Annotated in this window: 19 protein-coding genes, 1 riboswitch and 1 other annotated feature; of the genes, 14 read left to right on the forward strand and 5 right to left on the reverse strand. The window is 30.3% G+C overall.

The annotated features are described in order from the left end of the window. Nucleotides 1-169: 169 nt before the first annotated feature. Nucleotides 170-1,765, reverse strand: coding sequence for a peptide chain release factor 3 (locus tag BUA92_RS14500; RefSeq protein WP_073020624.1), 1,596 nt, complete (start codon nucleotides 1,763-1,765; stop codon nucleotides 170-172). Nucleotides 1,766-2,008: 243 nt separating this feature from the next. Here BUA92_RS14500 and BUA92_RS14505 point away from each other — a divergent pair, with 243 nt between their 5' ends. The 13 genes from BUA92_RS14505 to yidA all read left to right on the forward strand — a co-directional run bounded on the left by BUA92_RS14505 (nucleotide 2,009) and on the right by yidA (nucleotide 14,030). Continuing rightward, the gene (locus BUA92_RS14505) at nucleotides 2,009-2,824 is read left to right on the forward strand and encodes a Cof-type HAD-IIB family hydrolase (protein ID WP_073020626.1); all 816 of its coding nucleotides are present in this window, start codon (nucleotides 2,009-2,011) and stop codon (nucleotides 2,822-2,824) included. Next, nucleotides 2,825-3,658 carry a Cof-type HAD-IIB family hydrolase gene (locus BUA92_RS14510; protein WP_073020628.1) on the forward strand — a complete coding sequence of 278 codons (834 nt, stop codon included), beginning with the start codon at nucleotides 2,825-2,827 and terminating at the stop codon, nucleotides 3,656-3,658. It abuts the gene before it with no gap. Then, a complete protein-coding gene (locus BUA92_RS14515) occupies nucleotides 3,642-4,715 on the forward strand; it encodes a pyridoxal phosphate-dependent aminotransferase (protein ID WP_073020631.1) in 1,074 nt (357 codons plus the stop codon). The genes BUA92_RS14510 and BUA92_RS14515 overlap by 17 nt, the downstream gene beginning before the upstream one ends. A 23-nt stretch (nucleotides 4,716-4,738) precedes the next feature. Then, nucleotides 4,739-4,921, forward strand: a riboswitch (cobalamin riboswitch). Nucleotides 4,922-5,044: 123 nt separating this feature from the next. After that, complete coding sequence (gene cobT / locus BUA92_RS14520; protein ID WP_073020633.1) at nucleotides 5,045-6,091, forward strand: nicotinate-nucleotide--dimethylbenzimidazole phosphoribosyltransferase; 1,047 nt, start codon at nucleotides 5,045-5,047, stop codon at nucleotides 6,089-6,091. Beyond that, nucleotides 6,088-6,648 (forward strand): bifunctional adenosylcobinamide kinase/adenosylcobinamide-phosphate guanylyltransferase, encoded by a 561-nt coding sequence (gene cobU / locus BUA92_RS14525; protein ID WP_073020635.1) that lies wholly within the window; start codon nucleotides 6,088-6,090, stop codon nucleotides 6,646-6,648. Before cobT ends, cobU begins: the two co-directional genes overlap by 4 nt. Before the next feature lies 1 nt (nucleotide 6,649). Beyond that, on the forward strand, nucleotides 6,650-7,390 hold the full coding sequence (cobS, locus tag BUA92_RS14530; RefSeq protein WP_073020636.1) for an adenosylcobinamide-GDP ribazoletransferase: 741 nt from the start codon (nucleotides 6,650-6,652) through the stop codon (nucleotides 7,388-7,390). Nucleotides 7,391-7,398: 8 nt separating this feature from the next. Further along, the gene (locus tag BUA92_RS14535; RefSeq protein ID WP_073020637.1) at nucleotides 7,399-7,986 is read left to right on the forward strand and encodes a histidine phosphatase family protein; all 588 of its coding nucleotides are present in this window, start codon (nucleotides 7,399-7,401) and stop codon (nucleotides 7,984-7,986) included. A gap of 33 nt (nucleotides 7,987-8,019) precedes the next feature. Continuing rightward, nucleotides 8,020-9,477: a cobyric acid synthase gene (locus BUA92_RS14540; protein WP_083553547.1), complete on the forward strand. Its 1,458-nt coding sequence runs from the start codon at nucleotides 8,020-8,022 to the stop codon at nucleotides 9,475-9,477. Continuing rightward, on the forward strand, nucleotides 9,468-10,409 hold the full coding sequence (gene cbiB / locus BUA92_RS14545) for an adenosylcobinamide-phosphate synthase CbiB (RefSeq protein ID WP_073020639.1): 942 nt from the start codon (nucleotides 9,468-9,470) through the stop codon (nucleotides 10,407-10,409). Before BUA92_RS14540 ends, cbiB begins: the two co-directional genes overlap by 10 nt. A gap of 53 nt (nucleotides 10,410-10,462) precedes the next feature. Continuing rightward, nucleotides 10,463-11,371, forward strand: a complete 909-nt coding sequence (locus BUA92_RS14550) for an ABC transporter substrate-binding protein (RefSeq protein ID WP_073020640.1) — start codon at nucleotides 10,463-10,465, stop codon at nucleotides 11,369-11,371. A gap of 13 nt (nucleotides 11,372-11,384) precedes the next feature. Beyond that, complete coding sequence (locus BUA92_RS14555; protein WP_073020641.1) at nucleotides 11,385-12,386, forward strand: FecCD family ABC transporter permease; 1,002 nt, start codon at nucleotides 11,385-11,387, stop codon at nucleotides 12,384-12,386. Then, a complete protein-coding gene (locus tag BUA92_RS14560; RefSeq protein ID WP_073020642.1) occupies nucleotides 12,386-13,153 on the forward strand; it encodes an ABC transporter ATP-binding protein in 768 nt (255 codons plus the stop codon). The genes BUA92_RS14555 and BUA92_RS14560 overlap by 1 nt, the downstream gene beginning before the upstream one ends. Before the next feature lie 67 nt (nucleotides 13,154-13,220). After that, nucleotides 13,221-14,030: a sugar-phosphatase gene (gene yidA, locus BUA92_RS14565; protein ID WP_073020643.1), complete on the forward strand. Its 810-nt coding sequence runs from the start codon at nucleotides 13,221-13,223 to the stop codon at nucleotides 14,028-14,030. Nucleotides 14,031-14,072: 42 nt separating this feature from the next. On the opposite strand, the gene BUA92_RS14570 is transcribed toward yidA, so the two are convergent. Beyond that, complete coding sequence (locus BUA92_RS14570; protein ID WP_423236812.1) at nucleotides 14,073-15,065, reverse strand: LCP family protein; 993 nt, start codon at nucleotides 15,063-15,065, stop codon at nucleotides 14,073-14,075. A gap of 156 nt (nucleotides 15,066-15,221) precedes the next feature. On the opposite strand from BUA92_RS14570, the gene galU reads away from it, so the two are divergent. Beyond that, on the forward strand, nucleotides 15,222-16,097 hold the full coding sequence (gene galU, locus BUA92_RS14575; RefSeq protein WP_073020645.1) for a UTP--glucose-1-phosphate uridylyltransferase GalU: 876 nt from the start codon (nucleotides 15,222-15,224) through the stop codon (nucleotides 16,095-16,097). Nucleotides 16,098-16,191: 94 nt separating this feature from the next. Here galU and trpS read toward each other — a convergent pair whose 3' ends face one another. The 3 genes from trpS to BUA92_RS14585 form a co-directional block, all read right to left on the reverse strand. Next, nucleotides 16,192-17,190, reverse strand: a complete 999-nt coding sequence (gene trpS, locus BUA92_RS14580) for a tryptophan--tRNA ligase (RefSeq protein ID WP_073020647.1) — start codon at nucleotides 17,188-17,190, stop codon at nucleotides 16,192-16,194. Between the two features lie 77 nt (nucleotides 17,191-17,267). Continuing rightward, nucleotides 17,268-17,498 (reverse strand) — a binding site (T-box leader). 52 nt (nucleotides 17,499-17,550) lie between these two features. Continuing rightward, nucleotides 17,551-17,706 carry a lmo0937 family membrane protein gene (locus BUA92_RS23025; protein ID WP_021803142.1) on the reverse strand — a complete coding sequence of 52 codons (156 nt, stop codon included), beginning with the start codon at nucleotides 17,704-17,706 and terminating at the stop codon, nucleotides 17,551-17,553. Nucleotides 17,707-17,774: 68 nt separating this feature from the next. After that, the gene (locus tag BUA92_RS14585) at nucleotides 17,775-18,845 is read right to left on the reverse strand and encodes a GerAB/ArcD/ProY family transporter (RefSeq protein ID WP_073020649.1); all 1,071 of its coding nucleotides are present in this window, start codon (nucleotides 18,843-18,845) and stop codon (nucleotides 17,775-17,777) included. Nucleotides 18,846-18,919 lie beyond the last annotated feature (74 nt).

Here is an 18,919-nt window from a genome sequence, read left to right on the forward strand (position 1 = left end):
TCTGCTCTGTAGAAGTTCGAAGAACTTCATCAAATCCTTTCTCTTACTCAGCTTCAATCTAATCCATATTGGCAAAGGAATCTAATGAGACTTGAGGAGAAGTCTCTACAAGGCTGAAGGGGAATGTAGAATTGAAAAAAAGATGGACTAAGCCATCTTTTAAATTAAATTAATCGTCATTTTTACCTACATCAGATAATACTATACCTTTGTTATGATCTAAAGCCCAAGATATACCCCAATCATTTTGGAATATAAGTAGGTTTCTATCTTTAAAGTCTTTAACTTTTTTAGTATCTGAGGTTAGGTTAAGTTTATCCATATCTATGTTTGTATTTTCAATCCATCTAACATAGCGATAAGCTAGTCTATCCATTTTTATATCAACATTATATTCACTTTTTAATCTATACTCTAAAACTTCGAACTGAAGCACACCTACAACTCCAACTATTATTTCTTCCATACCAACATGGATTTCTTTAAATACCTGAATAGCTCCTTCTTGAGCTATTTGAGAAACACCTTTTATAAATTGTTTTCTCTTCATAGTGTCTATAGGTCTTACTCTAGCAAAATGTTCTGGAGCGAAGGTTGGAATTCCTTCAAATTTAAATTTGTTTTTACCTGAACATAAAGTATCTCCAATAGAGAATATGCCAGGATCAAATACACCTATAATATCTCCAGCATAAGCTTCTTCAATTATTTCTCTATCTTGTGCTAAGAATTGTTGAGGTTGGGATAGTTTCATTTTTTTGCCGCCTTGAATATGATTAACATCAAGACCTTTATCAAATTTTCCAGAACAAATCCTCATAAAGGCAATTCTATCTCTATGAGCCTTATTCATATTAGCCTGTATCTTAAATACAAAAGCAGAAAAATCTTCGCTGAAGGGATCTATTTCTCCATTGCTTGAGTTTCTTGGTAGTGGTGAAGATGTTAATTTTAAAAAGTGTTGTAAAAATAACTCTACGCCAAAGTTTGTAAGGGCTGATCCAAAGAATACAGGAGTAAGATCTCCATCTTTTACTTTTTCTATATCAAAATCATCACCAGCTATATCTAATAATTCTATATCTTCTTTAAGTTTGTCATGAAGTCCATCACCTAAGAAGTTTCTAAAGGTTGGATCATCAATTGATCCTTCCATCATTTCTACTTCTGTTTGACCATGATTTCCAGAATTAAAGATGGCTATAGCTTCTTTATCTCTTTCATAAACTCCTTTAAAATCTTTACCTGAACCTATAGGCCAGTTCATTGGATAAGATTTTATTCCAAGTTCTCTTTCGATGTCTTCTAATAGTTGGAAAGGATCTTGAGCTTCTCTATCCATTTTGTTTATAAAAGTAAATATAGGAATACCTCTTAGTGCACAAACATGGAATAGTTTTTTTGTCTGATCCTCAACTCCCTTAGCAGCATCTATAACCATAACAGCAGAATCGGCAGCCATTAGGGTTCTATATGTATCTTCAGAGAAGTCTTGATGCCCAGGAGTATCTAATATGTTTATACAGTATCCATCATAATTAAATTGCATAACAGAGGAGGTAACAGATATTCCTCTTTGCTTTTCTATTTCCATCCAGTCTGATACTGCGTGTTTTGATGCTTTTCTTGCCTTAACGGAACCAGCAAGTCTTATTGCTCCACCATATAAAAGTAATTTCTCAGTTAATGTGGTTTTACCAGCATCAGGGTGGGAAATGATAGCGAAGGTTCTTCTTTTTTGAATTTCTCTAATTAATTCTGTCACTTTGCTTCCTCCTTATTTTAATTTAAAAGATTTTTGTATCTATAATAAAATCATTATATTTCTGTAACAAAACAAACTACATTATATCAATAGAGAGAGGAAATTTCAACTTATATGTCTTAGCATCTTACAAAATAATTAGAAAAATGTATAATATTTATAGGTATACTTTTGGAATATAGATGAATATGAGGTATATATGTATAAAATGGTTTAAATTTTAAAAGGGAAGGAGAGCTATAAATGTACAAATTAGTTGCAATTGATATAGACGGAACTTTATTAAAAAATGATAAAACAATATCTGAGAGAAATAGAGAATGTATAAATAAGGCTATGAAAATGGGGATAAAGGTAGTTATAACTACAGGAAGGCCGATACTTGGAATAATGACTTATCTTAAAGAGTTGAATTTAATAGGAGAAGATGAGTATGCTATAGCAGATAATGGAGCAACTGTGTATAATACTAAGGACTTTTCCTTGATTCATGAAAAAGCTTTAACTGGTAAGGATATAAAATATATTTATCCATTTATGAAAAAGGATAATACAGAAATAGAACTTCATGTCCCAGAAGGTGGATTGGTTGAAAAGGATGCTGGCACTGTGTTTCCTAAAAAGAGAATGCCCTATATGGAATTAAAAACAATAGATATCCTGAAGGATGTTAAGGATGAGGATAAAATATTAAAGTTTTTAGTATTTGGTGAGCCTCATGTAATAGAAGGCATGTACTCTAGTATACCAGATGAACTTATAGAGAAGTATACAGTGGTTAGGGCTTTAAATCATATGTTTGAGTTTATGTACAAGGGTTCCACAAAGGCATCTGGAATAGAGGTTTTGGGGAAACACTTGGGAATAAAGAGAGAAGAAATCATCTCAATTGGGGATGAACTTAATGATTTAGATATGATAGAGTATGCAGGACTTGGGATAGCTATGGGAAATGCTCGAGAAGAGGTCAAAAATAAGGCTGATTTCATAACTAAAAGTAATGAAGAAGATGGAGTAGCTTATGTTTTTGAGAAATTTTGTTTTGGAAGTGAGAGTTAAATGTATAAGTTAGTAGCTGTAGATATTGATGGTACCTTACTAAATGACAATAAGGAATTAACTAAAGAAACAAAAAGAGCTATAAATGAAGCTACAAAACTAGGAGTAAAAGTAGTAATAACCACAGGGAGAATAATACAATCAGTAAAAGAACTGATTGAGGAATTAGGCTTAGAGGGAGAAGAAGAGTACGTAATTGCTAATAACGGCTGTACAATATACAACACAAGAGATTATTCTTTAGTTTATGAGAAGAGTCTTAAAGATAAAAATCTTAAAGAGGTTTATAAAAAGTATAAAAGAAAAGAGACTGTTATAGAGGTGCATACTTTAAATGGAATATTAACAGAAGATATAAGTGAACATGAGCATCAAATTGATAGATATCCTGATATGGAAATACTTCAAAAAGATTTTCAAAATGATAAAATAGAGGATCAAAAACTAGTAAAGATTTTAGTTAAAGGTGATGAAAAATATATAGAAGAACTAACCAAAGTAGTTCCCAGGGAATTGCATGAAAAGTATGCAGTTGTAAGAAGCTTGGATCATTTATTAGAATTTATGTACAAGGGTTCTAGTAAAGCTAAAGGGTTAGAAGTTTTAGGAGAGATTTTAGGAATAAAAAGAGAAGAAATAATAGCAATAGGCGATGGCATTAATGATTTAGAGATGATTGAATATGCAGGACTGGGAGTTGCTATGGGAAATGCGAAAGAAGAGGTTAAAAAAGTAGCTAATTTTATAACAAAGAGTAATGAAGAAAATGGAGTTGCTTATACTATAGAGAAATTTATACTTAAAGATAGGGAAAGGAATGGCAGGGTTGGCTAATAAGCATGGTGGTGATATATACACAGATGGTGTTTTAAAAGGAAGACAAATATTAGATTTTAGTTCTAATATAAATCCATTAGGAGTACCAGGAAAATTTAGAGAAGCTTTAGATGAAATTTATAAAGACGTAGTTAGATATCCAGATTACAAATATAGAAAGCTTAAGGAAAGTATTATTACTTATGTAAAAACATATTATGAGACTAATTTGGATATGGATGAAATAATTTTAGGTAATGGTGCTTCGGAAGTTTTGGATTTATTTATATCTTCAGTTAAAAGTTTAGGGATTATAGTTCCATCTTTTGTGGAGTATGAGGAATTTGCTTTGAAACATGATAACAGAATTACTTTTGTGCCTTTAAGTGAGGATTTTAAATATAACTATTCTTCAATAAGAAAAAGTCTAGAGGACTTAGAAGGAATAATAATAGGAAATCCTAATAATCCCACTGGAAATTTAATAGATAGAAAAGAATTTATGGGATTACTGGAATATTGTGAAGAGAATAGTAAAAAAGTAATTGTTGATGAAGCTTTCATAGAGTTTTGTGATGAAGAGGACTCCTTGGTTAACTTAGTTGGAAAGTACTCTTGCTTATTTATTGTAAGAGCATTTACTAAGTTTTTTGGAATGCCAGGAGCTAGGCTTGGATATGGAATTTCCAGCAATAAGGAACTATTAAAGAAGTTTTCAAATTCTCAACTTCCATGGAATATAAATACCTTAGCTGAATTAGCATTGGAAAAGTCCTATGAGGATAGGGAATACATAAATAAAAGTAAAGAGTGGATAAAAGAGGAGCTTCCTTACATGCTAACTAAGCTTAAAGATATTAGTGTAATTAGCAGAGTAATACCAACAAGCTGTAATTTTGTTTTATGTGAGTTAAAGGGTATTGATGAAAATAAATTATATGAGATTATGCTAGAAAAGGGAGTACTGATTAGAAAATGCTCTAATTTCAAAGGACTTAATGATAGTTTTGTAAGATTTGCAATAAAGTCAAGAGAACTAAATAATATACTTTTGGATTTGTTGCGAGAATTATAGTTAATATGATATTATAAAAGAAAATTTAATAGTTATTCTATGGTGCCTTTTCAAAAGGTTAAAAGGGAAATGGGTTAAAAGCCCATGCAGCCCCCGTTACTGTATTGAGGATGAAACCTATATGAACCACTGAAGTGAGAGCTTCGGGAAGGATAGGGAGTAGGAAGAATCAAAGCCAGAAGACCTGCCATAGAAAGTAAGGTTTATTTTTCGGGAGGGAAAAGATGCCACGGGATATTGATTTTTAGTAGTTAAGTATTTAACTATTTATTTTCATACATTAAACCAGTGGGATTCTCACTGGTATTTTTTATTTTGGGGGAATAATCATGGGATTAAATTTAGAGGCAATGAAAGAGGCAAAATTAAGATTAGATAGGCTTATAAAACCTGTAGGAAGTCTTGGAACTTTAGAGGAAATAGCTATAAAGTTTGCGGGTATAACAGGACGGGTTAATAATAAGATAGACAAAAAGGGAATTGTTATATTTTCAAGTGATAATGGGGTATGTGAAGAAGGTGTGGCATCTGCTCCTCAGACTGTAACAGCTATGCAGACTATAAATTTCTTAAGAGGAATAACGGGTATAGGTGTTTTAGCCAGGGTGAACAATTGTGATTTAAAGGTTATAGATATAGGAATAAAAGAGGACATAAACTATCCTGGGCTTATAATCAAAAAAATAAGAAAAGGGACTTCTAACATGACCAAGGGAGAAGCTATGACTAGAGAAGAGGCTGAAAGAGCTATAAATGTAGGAATAGATATGGTGAGAAAATGTAAGGAAGAAGGTTATGATATTATAGGCACTGGAGAGATGGGGATAGGGAATACAACATCTTCATCCTCTGTATTAATAGCTCTTACTGGATGTTCAATAGATGAAGCAGTAGGACGGGGAGCAGGTCTTCATGATGATGAATTTTCACATAAAAAGAAAGTTATAAATAGAATACTGGAGGTTAATAATCCTAAAGGTGAAGATCCACTAGATATACTTCATAAGGTTGGAGGATTTGATATAGCGGGAATGGTAGGACTGTATTTAGGTGCTAAAAAATATAAGATGCCTATTGTAATAGATGGATTTATATCAGCTGTAGCAGCTCTTTTAGCTTATAGAATTGATAGTGGGGTTAGGGACTATATGTTTCCTTCACATATATCTAGTGAGCTAGGATATAACCTAACTATGAAGGAATTAGGATTAAATCCAATATTGAATCTTTCAATGAGATTGGGAGAAGGGTCCGGATGCCCATTTGCTATGCATATTATAGAAAGTTCTCTAGCTATAATAAATGAAATGGGAACCTTTGAGGAAGGTAATGTGGATATAAAAAACTATGAACATTATTGGAGGGAAGAAGCATGATATTAGTTACTGGAGGAGCTAGAAGTGGTAAATCATCATTTGGTGAATCCATATTAAAAGATGCGGATAGGGTTTTATATATAGCTACATCTATTCCAAAAGATGAAGAAATGGTTGAAAGAGTTAAAAATCATAGAGAAAGTAGAAATCAGAACTGGGATACCCTAGAAAGTTATAAAAATTTAGGGGAACAGCTTAAAGCGGGATATACAGGAATAATAGTTGACTGTATAACTATAATGGTTACTAATTTGCTTTTTCATGGAATGGAGTCTTTTGAAGAAGAGGATTTTAAGAATATGAACTTTAGAAAAAAGGAAGAGGAAATCATAAAAGAAATAAGCTTAATGGTAAAAAGCTTTAAAGAGTATGCACTTAAAAACTCTACTAAAATAGTTTTAATTACTAATGAAGTTGGAGCAGGATTAGTTCCAGAGTATAAGCTTGGAAGGGAGTTTAGAGATATTGCTGGAAGAGTGAATCAATATTTAGCTAAAGAAGCTAAAGAAGTTTATTTTGTTGTAAGTGGTATTCCTATGAAGATAAAAGGTGAGTAGTATGAAAAACTTTATTTTGATACTTCAATTCATGACTAGAATTCCTATAAATATAAACCTTAAGGTTGAGAGAGAAAACTTTCAAAAAGGGGTAGCTTATTTCCCTTTAGTAGGCTTAATAGTAGGAGGATTAGAAGCTTTAGTTTATTATATGTCAGCTAAGATATTTTCACTAAATATAGCTAGTTTTTTTACTCTAGTTACTCATATAGTTGTTACTGGAGCTATACATATAGATGGTTTTGGAGATACAATAGATGGAATATTTTCAGGACGAAGTAAGGAAAAAATTCTTGAGATTATGAAAGATTCTAGAGTAGGAACTTTTGGTGCAGTAGGAATTATACTACTAATACTAGGGAGATTTATAACTATCAAAGAGATGCCTTTTGATACCGCAATAGTGGCTATAGTTTTAGCTCCTATTATAGCTAGAACCTTTGTAACTTTTCTTATGTATAAAAGAAGATACGCTAGAGAAAAGGAAGGTTTAGGAGATTTATTTATAGGAGTTTTAGAGAAAAAAAGCTTTTTAATTGCTCTTGTTATAGGATGTATTTTAACTTTAGTAATAGCTAGGGAACATGGGATTATTTTATTGATAGTAGGTTTTGTTTCAGCTATATTGTTTAGAAAATATGTAGAGAAAAAAATAGATGGCGTTACTGGGGATATCTTAGGAGCAGCTATTGAACTTAATGAATTAATAGTTTTATTGTTATTCACGAGTAGTTTATTTTAGGAGAGAATATGAAAATAGTTTTGGTTAGGCATGGGGAAACAGAGGGGAATTCTAAAGGACTTTATGAAGGCAAAAAAGAAGTAAGTATAAATGATAATGGAAGAAACCAAAGTAAGAAGTTAGGAAATCTACTTAAGGATTATAAGTTTTCTAAAGTTTATTGTTCACCTCAAAAAAGATGTAAGGAAACATTAGATATTATAATAGAAACCTTAGATTTTAAACCTGAATCTATTGAATATAAAGAGGAACTAAAAGAGATAGATTTTGGACTATGGGAGGGTTTAAGCTATAAGGAGATAGAGAAAGTATTTCCTAGGCAATGGGAAGAGTTTATTAAAGATTACAAAGACTTTTATTTTCCAGATGGGGAAAGGTTTATAGATTTTTATAAAAGAGCCACTAAAATTTTAGATTTTTTAGATGATGGCAGTTATTTAATTTTAACTCATGGTGGTGTAATAAGAGCTGTTTTAAGTAAGTTATTAGGATCTGGAATAGAGGGATTTTATTCTATAAAACCTAAACAAGGAGCTTATAGCGAAATAAATTATTATAAAGATTTTGTAGAGATAGAATATATTAATAAAGATTAAAAGGAAGCAGGGATTAGTTTGAATAAGAGTATAATGCTACAAGGAACGGCTTCTACTGTTGGAAAAAGCATATTGTGTACTGCTTTATGTAGAATTTTTGCGGAAGATGGATATGATGTTTATCCTTTTAAAGCTCAAAATATGTCTCTAAACTCTGGTGTAACACCTGAAGGAGATGAAATAGGAAGAGCTCAAATAATGCAGGCTGAAGGAGCGTATAAAATTCCTAACGCTAAGATGAATCCAATTTTATTAAAGCCGACTTCAGATAGAAAATCTCAAGTTGTTTTACTTGGAAAGCCTTGGGATAATTTAGATGCAGTAGATTATTTTGAAAGGAAAAAAGTTCTAAAAAAAGAGATAATAAAGGTATATGAGGAAATATCAAAGGACCATGAACTTATTGTAATTGAAGGTGCTGGAAGTCCAGCAGAGATAAATCTATCTGATGAGTTTGTAAATATGGGAATGGCTAAAATAGCTAATAGTCCAGTACTACTAGTTGGAGATATAGATAAGGGTGGAGTTTTTGCTTCAATTTATGGAACAGTAATGCTTTTGCCTGAGGACGAGAGAAAACTTATAAAAGGAATAATAATTAATAAGTTTAGAGGAAGTATAGAACTTTTAGAACCCGGATTAAAACAAATTGAAGAATTAACTGGCATTCCTGTAGTAGGAGTTATACCTTATTTCAAATTAGACTTAGAGGATGAAGATAGTGTAACAGATTTTAATAAGTTTAAGAAATCAGGGGATTTGAAAGTAGGAGTAATTAAATTGCCATATATGTCTAATTTCACTGATTTTAATTCTCTTGCATTAAGCCCTAATGTTGAATTATCTTTTGTAAGTTTACAAGAAGATTTAGATAAATATCATCTTATAGTAATTCCAGGAAGTAAAAGTACTATAGCTGATTTAAAGGCGTTAAAAGATAGTGGTATGGACAAAAAAATAATTGAACAAAGAGATAAAGGAAAGTTTATATTTGGCATATGTGGCGGGTATCAAATTCTTGGTAGAGAGATTTATGATCTTATGGGATATGAAACTTCATTAGAAAAAGAAGAGGGATTAGCTCTTCTAAATATAAAAACAGAATTTTATAAAGATAAAAATACAGTTATATCTAAAGGTGTTGAAAGTATGTTTGATTCAGAAGTGGAAGGTTATGAAATACATATGGGAAAAAGCCAAACCACAGAAAAAGCTTTTATTAAATTAAGTAATGGTGAAGTAGATGGAGCACTATCAAAAGATTCAAAAGTTATAGGTACTTATTTTCATGGAATATTTGATAACGAAGAATTTACCTTAAGATATCTAAATAAAGTAAGACTTTCTTTTAATATAGCTGAAGAGAAGGATAGCTTCAATTATAGAAAATATAAAAATGAACAGTATGATAAATTAGCTTCTATTGTTAGGGAGAGTCTTGATATGAAAAAAATATATAGTATTTTAGATGAGGGAACAAAATGTCAGTAGTATTAGCTTTTTTATTAGATTGTTTATTAGGAGATCCTTATAAATTTCCTCATCCAGTGAAGTTTATGGGAAAGTATATTAGGCGATTTGAGAAATTTGTAAGAAGGAAAACTCCTACTGAAAATAAACTGAGATATTTTTATGGACCACTCCTTACCCTCAGTACGATAGCTATATTTTTTATGTTGACTTTCATAGTTTTAAAGTTAATAAAAGAATTAAATTATGTGGTTTACTTAATAGCAAATGTGATTATACTTTGGACCACTATTGCACCAAGATGTTTAAGTGAGGAAGGATATAAGGTTTATTTACCTTTAAGCAGGGGAGATATAGAAGGAGCAAGAGAGAGAGTAAGTTATTTGGTTTCAAGAGATACTAAAGAACTTAGTGAAAAGCAAATATGTAAGGCAGCTATAGAAACTGTGCTAGAGAATATTTCAGACGGTATAATTGCTCCTTTATTTTATGCATTTATAGGAGGCGCACCTTTAGCTATGGCATACAAGGCTGTAAATACTTTAGACTCTATGGTAGGTTATAGAAATGAGAAATATGAGAATTTTGGGTTTTTCTCTGCAAAAGTTGATGATGTATTTAATTTTATTCCAGCTAGAATAACTGGAATATTGATAATAATGGCTTCATTTATTCTTAGATATGACTATAAATCTTCATTTAAGATTTTCTTTAGAGATAGAAAAAATCATAAAAGCCCTAATTCAGCTCATCCAGAGTCAGCAGGGGCAGGGGCATTGAATATAAGAATAGGAGGACCTACAAGTTATTTTGGCAAAATTGTAGAGAAACCTTATATAGGAGAAGAGGTTGAAGAACTTAAAGGTGTGCATATAATAAAATCTATTAAACTACTTTACGTATCAACTGTTATTTTCATCGGAATTTATGCTTTAGTTCTTATAAATATTTAAAAGTTGGTAGTTGAGAAAAAGATTATAAACTAAAATAATTGGAGGAAGAACAAATGAAGATTAATAAAAAAATACTAGCAGTACTAATAAGTATTATGACTATAATTTTATTAGTGGGATGCACTAAAACTCAAGAAATAAAGAAAGATGAAGCTATTAAAATAGTGGATTCTTATAATAGAGAAATTTCCTTAGAGAAGGCACCAGAAAGGCTGGTTTCATTATCACCTGGAGCTACAGAAACTATTTATGCATTAAATTCACAGAATTTTTTAGTTGGTAGATCAGATTATTGTGATTATCCAGAGGAAGCGACAAAAATAGAATCTGTTGGACCGATAACTGAACCTAATATAGAGAAAATAGCAGAACTTAATCCAGATTTAGTTATAGCGAGCGCGCATTTTAGTAAAGAGTTAGTTGATAAGATAGAAGTTTTAGGAATAAAGGTAGCAGTACTTTATGGAGAAGATTCTTTTGATGGTGCTTATAAAAACATTCAAGATATAGCATTAGTGCTTGGAAAACAAGAAGAAGGCACTAAAATTATAGATGAAATGAAAAAGAAGGTTGAAGAAGTTGAGAACAAAGTTAAGGATTTAAAGAAACCATCTGTTTATTATGTAGTAGGTTTTGGAAAGACAGATTTTACAGCTGGAGGAAATACTTTTATAGGTCAAATAATTGATAGAGCTGGTGGAGAGAATATAGCTAAAGAGATAGATGGATGGAATTATTCTAAAGAGGTTTTAATGGAGAAAAATCCAGATATTGTAGTTTTATCAGATAAATATGACTCTAAGTCAGGGTTTACAACTGGAGAAGGTTATAAGGATTTAAAGGCAGTAAAAGAGGGTAGTGTATATGAAATAGATGACAATATGTTATCAAGACAAGGGGCAAGACAGGCGGATGGCTTAGAAGCTTTAGCAAAGATTATTCATCCAGAAGCTTTTAAGTAGAAAGGTATTAGTTTTGAAAAAGAAAAGATTATTTATAAGTTTAGTAATTTTCACATTTATCATAGCAATGGGATCTTTGACTGTAGGTTCTGCGAGCATTTCTTCCCTTGAAGCTATTAAGATTATAATTAATTATTTTACTAAGGTTTCTGAAGGAAATATGAGCGAAAAAATTATTATGAATATTAGAGCTCCTAGAGTTCTTATGGCACTATTTACGGGAGCTGGGTTAGCTATTAGCGGTGTAACATTCCAAGGATTGTTTAAAAATCCTATGGGAGATCCATTTGTTTTAGGAGTTTCATCTGGAGCAGCTTTAGGAGCAACTATAGGTTTAATATTTAATTTAGAAAAAAATAATTATATATTAATAACTTTACTAGCTTTTGGAGGAGCTATAGTGACTTTAATGTTAGTTTACAATGTAGCTAGAGTAGGAAATAAGATACCCATAGAAATACTATTGTTATCTGGTATAGCAATTAGTTTTTTATGTAATTCATTAATATCATTAATTATGATTCTTAAAAAAGAGGCTATGGATAAAATAATATATTGGACATTAGGAAGTTTAAATACTTCAAGCTATAAACAAGTCTTATTAATAGTACCAATAGTAGTGTTAGGAAGTCTTTTTATATATAGGAGATATAAGGATTTAAATATACTGTCCATGGGAGAAGAAGATGCCTATAGTTTAGGTGTAGAAGTTGAGAAAGTAAAAAAAGAATTAATTATAATATCTTCACTTATTGTAGCGGCTTTAGTTTCTGTAACAGGGATAATAGGTTTTGTAGGACTTATAATTCCACATATAGCTAGAATGATTGTTGGAAGTAATCATAGGGAGCTAATACCATTTTCATTTATATTAGGAGCCTTATTTTTAGCTGTTTGTGATACAATTTCTAGAGTTATAATTGCTCCAGGTGAACTTCCGGTAGGTGCAGTTACTGCTTTGCTTGGAGCACCATATTTTATCTATCTGCTTTGGAAAAAGAAAAGAGGATTATGATGAATTTCTTAGAGATAAAAAATTTAAACTATGAAGTTAGAGAAAAAAAGATATTAAAAAACATAAATGTAGACTTTAAATCTGGAAAATTTTATTCTATTATTGGGCCAAATGGAAGCGGAAAAACTACCTTTATTAAGCATTTAGTTAAAGGAATGGGTCTTAAAAATGACATATATTTAGATGGGAAAAGTTTAAATGAATATAGAGCAAAGGATTTTGCGGGAAAAATAAGTTATGTTCCTCAGATAATTTCTTATGAAATTGACTTTAGTTGCTTTGATGTGGTTATGATGGGAAGAAATTATGCACAAAATAGTTTGTTTAAATTGAATAATAGAGATATTGAAAAAGTTGAAGAAGCTATGAAAGTTACCGATACATATTTTTTAAAGGATGTAAGCATTAAAGATATAAGTGGGGGAGAAAGAGGTAGAGTGATTCTAGCAAGAGCCTTATGTCAAGAGGCAGAATGCATAATATTAGATGAACCTCTGGCTCACTTAGATATTAATCATCAGATTAATATGATGAGAACGCTTAAAGAAATAAATAAGAGACTTAATAAAACTATAATAATGGTTAATCATGATATAAATTTAGCTATAAAGTATTCAGACAAAATTATAGTATTTAATAAAGGGGAAATTGAAAAAGAATGTAATCCAAATGAGATACTTGATAAGGAGCTTCTTAATAATGTTTATAAATTAAACCTTAAGGATGAAAACATTAACTTGGAACAATTTTTTATTAATTTTTATTAAAAGGTTGGTAAAGATACAGTTATAGTTTAAAATAACTTTAGATGAAAAATTAGGGGGAGTAAGTTATATGTATAAATTGGTAGCCATAGATATGGATGGTACTCTTTTAAGAGAAGATAAATCTGTATCTGATAGAACAAGAGAAGCTATAGAAGCTGCAAAAGCTAAAGCTGTAAAAATAGTTTTAGCGTCAGGTAGACCTATAGAAGGAATAAATAGATACCTTGAAGAGTTAGATTTAATATCAAAAGAGGATTATGTTTTAAGTTATAATGGATCACTAGTATTAAATACTGAAACTAAAGAAGTAATAAGCAGTGATATATTATCAGGAAAAGACATACATGATTTATATAAAATTAGTAAAGAACTAGGAGTAAATATTCATGCTTTTTCTAGAACTCATGGTTTAATTACACCTAAGACTAGTACTTATACTGGAGTGGAGGCTGAGATTAACGGCATTAGGATTAATGAGATGGATTTTAACTTAGTAGACAAAAATGATGAAATAGTTAAAATAATGTTTATTGATGAACCAGAAATATTATCAAAGGCAGTGGATAATCTTCCTAAGGATTTATATGATAAATATACAATAGTAAGAAGTACTCCATTTTTCTTAGAATTTTTAAATATTAATAGTAATAAAGGAACTGGGATAGAGGCTTTAGCTAATTACTTGAAGATTAAAAAAGAAGAGATTATTTGCATAGGAGATGCAGATAATGATAGGCATATGGTAGAATATGCAGGGCTAGGAGTAGCTATGGAAAACGCTATTGAGGATATTAAAAATATTTCTCAATATATAACTTCATCAAATAATGATGATGGAGTAGCAGAAGTTATAGAAAAGTTTATATTAAATATTTAAATAAAAAAGACCTTTTGCAATTAATGCAAAGGGTCTTTAAAATTAACTTTCAAATATAAATTGATGCATTTGTTCAACAGTTTTTGCCTTATCAAAGGTTTGATAATACACTCCATTAATCATTTGACCAGCACCATTATCATCCCTAGGGAATCTATCTTGAATAAGTCCACCGGATAAAGATACTGATGAAGTAGCTAGTTTCAAAATATCTCCACCATCCAAGCTAGTCTTTACTAATGGCAATAATTCATTTAGTATTGCTGGATATTGAGTTTTACTAGTTGATTTTATAGTATTAAATAAAGCTTCAAAAATTACTCTATGTCTATGAGTTCTTTCTTGATCTCCACCGTCATATCTTATTCTAGCATAGGCTAAAGCTTGAGTACCATTGACATGTTGAGTTCCAGTGTTAGTTATATGTGAAACACTAGTTTTTTGTAAATTATTAAGACTATCTATATATCCGTTTATGTACTTTAAATCACCAGTAGTTATGTTTAAGTCAATACCGCCTAATTTATCTACCACCTTTGGTAAACTATCAAAATTAACAGTGGCAAAATCTTTAATATTTAAATCAAAATTTGTATTAATAGTACTGATAGATAATTCAGGTCCACCAAAAGCATATGCATGATTTATTTTATCTTTACCATGACCTTTAATATCCACATATGAGTCTCTCATTATAGATGAAAGTTTTAATTTGTTATGAACATTATCTACAGAAAGAATCATTATAGAATCAGAACGACCTGTTTCACCATCTTCTGAATCAATACCTAATAAAAGTATGTTTGTAATATTTGTATCTTTATATTTTTCCTCAACTTCTTGAGAAATATCTAAATTATCCTCATTAATTTCAACCTTATCAACTTTACCAAGCATAGACATGGTTAATCCTACACCTATACCAGCAATTATTAAAACTACTAGCAATAATGATAATATAATCCATTTCTTTTTATTTTTCTTCTTCTTTTTATTAGGGCCTTTACTTCTTCTTTTTCTATCCTCCACAATAATACACTCCTTCCCATGATTTGTATTTTAACACAATCGTATCTTAGTGTAAATTACAAAATCATTTCAATAAATAGATACATTGTAAAATATAGACTTTCAATAAAATTATATGGTAATATTTTATTGAGATATTTAATTTATGAGAGGAGAATTATTATGAAAGTTAAGAAGGCTATAATTCCAGCTGCAGGACTTGGAACAAGATTTTTACCTGCAACAAAAGCTTTACCTAAAGAGATGTTACCGATAGTTGATAAACCAACCATGCAGTATATAATAGAAGAGGCGATAGCATCAGGAATAGAAGAAATATTAATAATAACAGGTAGAAACAAAAAATCTATCGAGGATCATTTTGATAAATCTATAGAACTTGAAATGGAACTAGAAAAGTCAGGGAAACAAGATTTACTGGATCTAGTAAGAGATATATCTGGAATGGTAGATATTCATTATATAAGACAAAAAGAACCTAAAGGATTAGGTCATGCAATTCTTTGTGCTAAAACTTTTGTTGGAAATGAACCATTCGCAGTACTTCTAGGGGATGATGTAGTACATAGCGAGAATCCATGTTTAGGACAGTTAATAGAGTGCTTTAATGAATACAAAACAACCATACTTGGGGTGCAAACGGTTCCAGAAGAGGATATAAATAAATATGGGATAGTAGATGGTATCCATATTGAAGATAGGGTTTATAAAGTAAAAGATTTAGTAGAAAAACCTTCTAGAGATGAGGCGCCTAGCAATGTGGCTATTCTTGGAAGGTATATAATAACACCACAGATATTTAATATACTAGAGAAAACTAAACCTGGAAAAGGTGGAGAAATTCAGCTTACAGATGCATTAAAAGAACTTGTATCTCAAGAGGCTATGTATGCATATGATTTTGAAGGAAGACGATATGATGTAGGAGATAAACTAGGATTTTTACAAGCTACAGTAGAGTATGCACTTAGAAAAGATGATTTGAGAGATGCATTTTCAGAGTATTTAAAAACTAAACCATGGGAAAACGTAAAATAATTTCAGTTACTATTATATTATACTAATATATAAAAACGTCAAGACTTAAACAAGTTTTGACGTTTTTATATGCCTTAAATTACTTATAAATTAATTACCTAGGAATAAGGCCTATTTTCTTTTGAACTTTTCTTAAAGTTTTATTAGCAACATAATTTGCTTTTTCTGCACCTGTTTTATATATGCTTTCCAGATAATTTTTATCTGCCAAAAGATTTTTGATTTTTTCCTGTAGCGGAGATAATTCCTCAATTATAGTTTCTGCGACATCGCTTTTTAATTGAGCGTATCCTTTATCAGAATAATCAGCAACTATTTCTTCTGGAGCTATACCTTTAATTGAACTTAAAATATTTATAAGATTCTTTATACCTGGTTGCTCATCAGAATAATTTATTTTGCCTACAGTGTCTGTAACAGCTCTGCTTATTTTCTTTCTTATAACTTCAGGAGGATCCAATATTAAGATGTATGAATTAGGATTCTCGTCTGATTTAGACATTTTCTTTTCAGGCTCTTGTAAACTCATAATTTTAGCACCTGCTTTAGGTATATAAGGCTCAGGTATTTTAAAGGTTTCACTGTAGGTATTATTAAATCTATTTGCTATGTCTCTAGTTAGTTCTAAATGCTGTTTTTGATCTTTTCCAACTGGCACTAAATCAGTGTTGTAAAGTAATATATCAGAAGCCATTAATACAGGATAATTAAATAGTGCAGAACCTATTGAATCGCCAAATTTTTGTGATTTATCTTTATATTGAGTCATTCTGCCAAGCTCACCCATATAGGTATTGCAGCCAAGTAACCAAGAACATTCACTGTGAGCTGGAACGTGGGATTGAATAAACAGAGTATTTTTTTCTGGATCAATTCCTGCACCTATATATATAGCTAATACTTCTAAAGTTCTTTTTCTTAAATCAGCAGGTGTTTGGCGAACTGTAATAGCGTGTAAATCAACTACGCAAAAATAACAGTCATATTCATTCTGTAACTTAACCCAATTTTTTAAAGCTCCTAAATAGTTTCCTATAGTTAAATTTCCAGAGGGTTGAATCCCGCTAAAAATAACTTTTTTTCTTTCATCCATAAGTTGGTTCTCCTTCCATGTGCGTTTAATAAAAAACATCAAATTTTAAAATATAAAAAAAAGCCCTATGGAAAAGTCCATAGGGCGTTATTTACGCGGTGCCACCTAAATTCAAGAGTAGTAATCTCTTCTTTGAAGATACATTCATATCCTGCCTATATAACGTTAGACAAACGTTTTAACCTACTAAAAGTTTCAGCTAAAAACCTCAAAGATCCATTCAACTTAAGTACACATACTGCATCCCACCATAAACAGCTCTCTTAAATGTAACTTTTAAGTTTACTACTTCTTTTCACAGGTTATAATATAATTTTATAATATAATTATATGTTATTAATAGGAATAATGTCAACCAACTCAATAGTTCTTTCTTCTTCCAACAAGAGCATCTATTATAAAGACTATAGCAGCAATAACTAGTAAAACATTTATTGCATAGCCACCTACTTTAAATAGAAGACCTAATAGCCAAAAGAAAACAACTATACCTCCAAGCCATTTTAAGAATCCCATTATATCACCTCCATTTAAATAGGATATATTAATAGTATGTCTAATTGGGCCTAAATTAATGTACAGGATCATTTAAGTTTTTTTCTAATACTATACAAAAATGAAGCTATAACTGGAATTATTAACATAAATAAAATATTTATTAATGTATAAAACTCTAAGAATAAACTTAGCGTAAAGATATTTTTACATAGGTAATAACTAATAATATAGTTAACTATAGATATTGTTATAAAAAATTTATTAGAATTTTTGATTTTGTCTTTATAGATAATGTAAATAGCAAATATACTAAGTAAATACTTTATTATAAAGCCTAATACATTTTGTAAAAGAACAAAAAATTCACCACTCTCAAAGAATTTTCCATACTCGACTCTTTGAGCTTGAGTAAACTCAGGAAAAAATATATTAGCCCCTCTAAAATGATTAAAAAAGCCTAAAATACTAAGAACTGAATAAGTTGAAATAACTGATACTATAATCATAGTAGGAATATAGTACTTTTTTAATTCATCTTTTTCTTCAATTTTTTTTATGTAAGGCAAGGTTATTCCAAAAGAAGAGAAATAGCCTAATATGTATATTACTGAAAGTAATGAATTGAAATTCAATGGATTACCAAATACAGGGGTAACATAGTTAATTTTAATATAGGGTATAAATAAAAATGCTAATATTAACATGCACAAAAACATAGTAGCAATAGATATTAAAGAAAGCCTAAGTATGGATGAAAATTCCATACAAAGCATATAAGCAGACGCTGAAATAAAAAATAATAAAGCAAACCAAGCAGGCGTTTCAATGAATACAGTGTTGTGTATTGAAGTTGATAATATAGAGACACTTTCAATAGCATTAAACATTAATAAAACCGAAAAGCAAAACAAAAATATTTTTCCTAAATATTTTCCGTAGGAAGATTCAAAGAAATCATTCATACTTGAAATATTGAATTTTATAAATACATTAATTATATAGTAACCTAAAACACCAATAATTATAGACGAAAAAAGAACTAATAACCAACTATCTCTTCCCCCTAATGATAGAAATAGTATTGGGTATGTTTTTATAGATATTAATGTAACGCACAAGATTAAAAATATATGGTGCTTACTTGTGTATTTTTTCAAAATATTCACCTCTTAATTAGTAACTTTTAAAAATAGTATTTGCAAATTTGGGAATATTAAACCTAGAAAGGAAA

It is taken from the genome of Clostridium intestinale DSM 6191 (genome assembly GCF_900130055.1).
Lineage (GTDB): Bacteria > Bacillota > Clostridia > Clostridiales > Clostridiaceae > Clostridium_T > Clostridium_T intestinale.

Coding starts and splice junctions, on each gene's coding strand:
- BUA92_RS14535 (WP_073020637.1), top strand. CDS start 7,399: ATGAAAATAGTTTTGGTTAGGCATGGGGAAACAGAGGGGAATTCTAAA.
- BUA92_RS14550 (WP_073020640.1), top strand. CDS start 10,463: ATGAAGATTAATAAAAAAATACTAGCAGTACTAATAAGTATTATGACT.
- BUA92_RS14515 (WP_073020631.1), top strand. CDS start 3,642: ATGGCAGGGTTGGCTAATAAGCATGGTGGTGATATATACACAGATGGT.
- cobS (WP_073020636.1), top strand. CDS start 6,650: ATGAAAAACTTTATTTTGATACTTCAATTCATGACTAGAATTCCTATA.
- cbiB (WP_073020639.1), top strand. CDS start 9,468: ATGTCAGTAGTATTAGCTTTTTTATTAGATTGTTTATTAGGAGATCCT.
- BUA92_RS14510 (WP_073020628.1), top strand. CDS start 2,825: ATGTATAAGTTAGTAGCTGTAGATATTGATGGTACCTTACTAAATGAC.
- trpS (WP_073020647.1), bottom strand. CDS start 17,190: ATGGATGAAAGAAAAAAAGTTATTTTTAGCGGGATTCAACCCTCTGGA.
- BUA92_RS14560 (WP_073020642.1), top strand. CDS start 12,386: ATGAATTTCTTAGAGATAAAAAATTTAAACTATGAAGTTAGAGAAAAA.
- cobU (WP_073020635.1), top strand. CDS start 6,088: ATGATATTAGTTACTGGAGGAGCTAGAAGTGGTAAATCATCATTTGGT.
- BUA92_RS14505 (WP_073020626.1), top strand. CDS start 2,009: ATGTACAAATTAGTTGCAATTGATATAGACGGAACTTTATTAAAAAAT.
- BUA92_RS23025 (WP_021803142.1), bottom strand. CDS start 17,706: ATGGGATTCTTAAAATGGCTTGGAGGTATAGTTGTTTTCTTTTGGCTA.
- galU (WP_073020645.1), top strand. CDS start 15,222: ATGAAAGTTAAGAAGGCTATAATTCCAGCTGCAGGACTTGGAACAAGA.
- BUA92_RS14540 (WP_083553547.1), top strand. CDS start 8,020: ATGCTACAAGGAACGGCTTCTACTGTTGGAAAAAGCATATTGTGTACT.
- yidA (WP_073020643.1), top strand. CDS start 13,221: ATGTATAAATTGGTAGCCATAGATATGGATGGTACTCTTTTAAGAGAA.
- cobT (WP_073020633.1), top strand. CDS start 5,045: ATGGGATTAAATTTAGAGGCAATGAAAGAGGCAAAATTAAGATTAGAT.